The sequence below is a fragment of the Catenibacterium sp. genome (genome assembly GCF_052354645.1).
In the GTDB taxonomy this organism is placed as follows: domain Bacteria; phylum Bacillota_I; class Bacilli_A; order Erysipelotrichales; family Coprobacillaceae; genus Catenibacterium; species Catenibacterium mitsuoka_A.
In genome coordinates, this window is the sequence record NZ_DAWDDM010000177.1 from 1 (window position 1) to 4,248 (window position 4,248).

Here is a 4,248-nt window from a genome sequence, read left to right on the forward strand (position 1 = left end):
ATTATAGTCTGAGATTTTAGTGGCATCTCTGTATTTAATATATTTCTTCTTTGTTTCTTGTACTTTAAAGAGTTCCTGACTTGTGAGTAATACAGTCTTCTCTTCTACAAAGTTCATTCCACAAGGTAGATGTCCTAAAAATAGATTAACCCCGTCATAAATCTTATTTGTGGCACTTGTGAGAGTAAATGGAATAGCATGATCAGTAAATAGGTTTACTAATACATCTATCTGACGCTTTTCATCTACACCAATCATGACACGATTATATGTAAGTAAGTCCTTTAATTGACTAATAAAGACTTTTTCATTAGCCATAGAAATCATTACAGGCTGAGTCATAAACATGATTTGTTTATCATTTTCTCTAAAGCGTACTAAATCAACATCAGGATGTTTTAAGATATCCTGAGGGTTATTAATAAGCTTAATTCCTCTGATCATCTGTCCTATTTCTTCTAGTTCATGATAATAGAGGTAGTTCTCTTCCATATAAGTCTTATAAGAAGCAAGAATAGAAGCAAGAGATGCAGTAATAATAGTATAATCACTTGCATAATCTATAATTGTGGCAGTTTGAGGGAATAAACTTAAGTATTGATAAATACGTGGACTATAGTCATGTGTTTTGAGTGATTCAATATCTAATGCATATGTTTCTTCAAGTTCATCCTTGAATTCATCTTTGATCTTCATCTTCTCTTTTAAAGCCATGATAGAGGCTTCTACCTGTGATAAACCATCATCCTCATACATCATATCTGTAGCTGGAAGAATATCGATAGATTCTTTTCTTTCTGTTCTTCTTTGTGAGTCTTTATCATAAAAAGAGATTTCTTCTATTTCATCATCAAAGAATTCAATACGTACTGGATGTTCATACTGGATTGTATAAACATCTAGTACTTCACCTCTTCTAGAATAATAGAAAGGAGAATCTACTCTTTGGGTATTCTTATAGCCAATAGACTGTAATTTCTTCTTTAATTCTAAAGGATCTACTGTATCACCCTTCTTTAAACTTATAATACTCTTTTTAAAGAGTTCTACAGGTGTCACATAACGTGTCATTGAATGCATATGACAAACACAAATCATTGGTTTATCTTGTGTCATCGCATATAATGCATTAATTCTTTCTCCTAATAGTTCATAAGAATACGCCACTGATTCTACACGTAATGATTCATCTGCAGGAAAATAAACAACTTGATTCACAAGTTCAGTTAATGTTTTATAGAGGTTAAATGCCTCATATTGGTTATTTTTAATAATCAGGATTTTTCTTGGATGATGCCAAAAAGAACCAGCAATGAGATAAGCCTCATCGCTAGTTGAGTTTGTGACAATAGTTCCTTTGTCTGTATCTAAGGTTCTTAAGGCCTGATTATCTTTTAAAAGATTCAGTATTTTCTCCATAACAATCACCTAGTTAAATTTATTCATTGCTTTATTAAAACCATCATCTAAATAACATAATACAGCTTCTGCTGCACGTTTAGCACCTTCTGATATTAGCTTTTCTTCTTCTTTAGAGTAGTGTCCTAGTACCCAGTCTACAACACTATAAAGCTTATTCTTTGAAATACCTACACGAATACGTTTGAAGTTCTGAGTCCCTACATGGGCAATAATACTCTTGATCCCATTATGTCCACCTGCACTGCCTTTTTCTCTTAAACGTAGTTTACCAGTAGGCATATCCATATCATCATAAATAACTAATATATCTTCTACTGGAATCTTGAAGAACTGCATCACTGCTGCAACAGATTCACCAGAATTATTCATATAAGTCTGAGGTTTTAATAAAATAACATCTTCACCCTTATACTTGAATTTAGTATATAAACCTTTGAATTTCTCTTTGTCAATAGATTGATTCATTTCATCACTTAATACATCTAAACAATAAAATCCTGTATTATGTCTTGTCATATCATATTCTTTACCAGGATTTCCTAATCCAACAATTAATTTCATTACATTCTCCTATCTTGCACATACAACCATGGATACACCAAATACATTGAGTTGTCCATTTTCTATTCTTTCATTTGACATACTATATAATATCTTAAAATCGTCTTCAATACCAATAGTAATGACATCATATGAAGGATTAAAGTAAATCTTAAATTCTTTATAATCTCCTTCATCCTGAGTGAGATGATATTCTACCATACGATAGTAGATATTGTTGATAAATACATGTTGATGCATATCTTCATAATCATAATATCTAAAGCACTTGTTGTGTTTTCTTAGATCAATAAAGAACTTTACAGCCTGTACAACATTCATATATTCGTCATGACGTTCCCAGTCTAGTTTATTAACTGCATCACCCGCATTATAAGAATTCTGATTACCATTCTTAGTACCTAAAAATTCCTGTCCGGCATGAATAAAAGGAACCCCTTGCGCAAGAATTGTCATCGCAAGAGTTAATAAACATCTCTTTTGGCGACAATATTCATCTTCATGTCCATTGGAAATAATGAATTTATCAAATACAGTCGCATTATCATGACATTCTGTATAGTTAATGCTCTGTTCTATAGATAAGAACTTATTGTAGTCACACATCGCAATAATGGCTTCATTTGTCTTATAAGTGTCCCCTGATGTATAGCCTTTGACTTCCATCTGATTAGGTCCCTTGACTGTATCTCTGAAATGATCATTAAAGAAACCTACATGAGGTGTTTTATGGTTATTTTCAATTGTTGTCTTTTCTGAATCAGGTAATGCAGTACCCATATTCCAACCTTCACCATATAACATAAAAGAAGAATCTAAAGCATGACCCTGTTCATAAATCATATTCACTGTATCAATATCTATAATACCCATGAGATCCATTCTAAAACCATCTACACCATAAAGAACCTGCCATCTCTTACACATATCTAAGATATATTTACGGCACATCTTTGCGGTAGTGTTTAAATCATTACCACACCATGAACCATTAGATAACTCCCCATTTTCATCTCTTCTAAAGAAATAATAAGGCACTGTCTTCTCTAATGTATTGTTATTCACATCATGCATATGATTATAGACTACATCTAGAATAACTCTCATATTATGCTTATGAATACAGCGTACCATACGCTGACATTCTAATATTCTCTTATAGCCATCATTTGGATCAGTAATATAACTTCCTTCAGGTACATTATATTGTGCTGGATCATAACCCCAGTTATAGAGTAAATCTGGATGATCTTCATCTACTGTTGCATAATCATTAATTGGTAAAAGCTGTACATGTGTGACACCAAGCATATCTAAATAGTCCATACCTGATGAAAAACCATTCTTAGTCACTGTACCTTCTTCACAGAATCCTAAGAACTTGCCTTTATGTGTAATCTGTCCATATTCATCAACAGAGAAGTCTCTGACACCGACTTCATAAATAACTGCATCTGTATTATGTTTTAGTTCTGTCAAAGGATAATCTACTCTTCTTACTTTATCTAAATCAATGACTACTGAACTATGCATATTAGCTGTACAAGAATAAGCATATGGATCAGCTGTTTCTATTGATTGTTCATTCATTCCAATAACATAAACATATTCATAACCATCTAGATTTTTCTTAATAGTTGTACTATAGACACCCCTATCTCCTCTTTCTAAAGGATAATAATGAAGGTCTTCATCTTTCCAGATTTTTAATACAACTTCCGTAGAAAGAGGTGACCAGACCTTGAATGTCGTTTTTTCTTTTGTATAATGACTGCCTAAATCATCACCATCATAATAAAAATGATCATCAAAATCTTTACTCATAGAAAGCTGACTAAAATCTAAAAAACAAGCTAAGCCATAATTATCAAACACTTTATATCTTGTACCTACAGAAAAGTCTGTATGCAAAAGATACGACTGGAATCCATTTTCTTTCTCAGTCGCTTCGCCTTTAAGTATCTTAACTTCACTTGTATCTAAATTCTTTAAATAATACTGACTTGAAATTCCGTTATAATAATTTAATGATAAATCAACTTTGATTAAATCAAAGTCAATTGCATAAGCATACATACGAATTGATTCTCTTTGCATGTCTACATCCCACCCTTTTCTCTCCCTTATTCTATCATAAAAACAAGATAAGAAAAGAGAGTATCTAAATTTGAAAAAGAAAGCATATATCATAAAAAAAAGACTTAACGTAATTGATATGATGACCTCCCAGTAGACAGTGCAAATAATTAAAAGCACTGTTTGCTG

At 32.1% G+C, this 4,248-nt stretch carries 2 protein-coding genes and 1 pseudogene; all 3 read right to left on the reverse strand.

Annotation, left to right across the window (positions count from 1 at the left end; all coding sequences use genetic code 11):
* Nucleotides 1–1,419 (reverse strand): annotated as a pseudogene (locus ACT8VG_RS08045) (transcription-repair coupling factor); the annotation flags it as partial.
* A 9-nt stretch (nucleotides 1,420–1,428) separates the two neighbouring features.
* Nucleotides 1,429–1,983 carry an aminoacyl-tRNA hydrolase gene (gene pth / locus ACT8VG_RS08050; RefSeq protein WP_217106861.1) on the reverse strand — a complete coding sequence of 185 codons (555 nt, stop codon included), beginning with the start codon at nucleotides 1,981–1,983 and terminating at the stop codon, nucleotides 1,429–1,431.
* 9 nt (nucleotides 1,984–1,992) lie between these two features.
* Nucleotides 1,993–4,080, reverse strand: coding sequence for a type I pullulanase (gene pulA / locus ACT8VG_RS08055; protein ID WP_444195580.1), 2,088 nt, complete (start codon nucleotides 4,078–4,080; stop codon nucleotides 1,993–1,995).
* Between the last annotated feature and the right edge of the window lie 168 nt (nucleotides 4,081–4,248).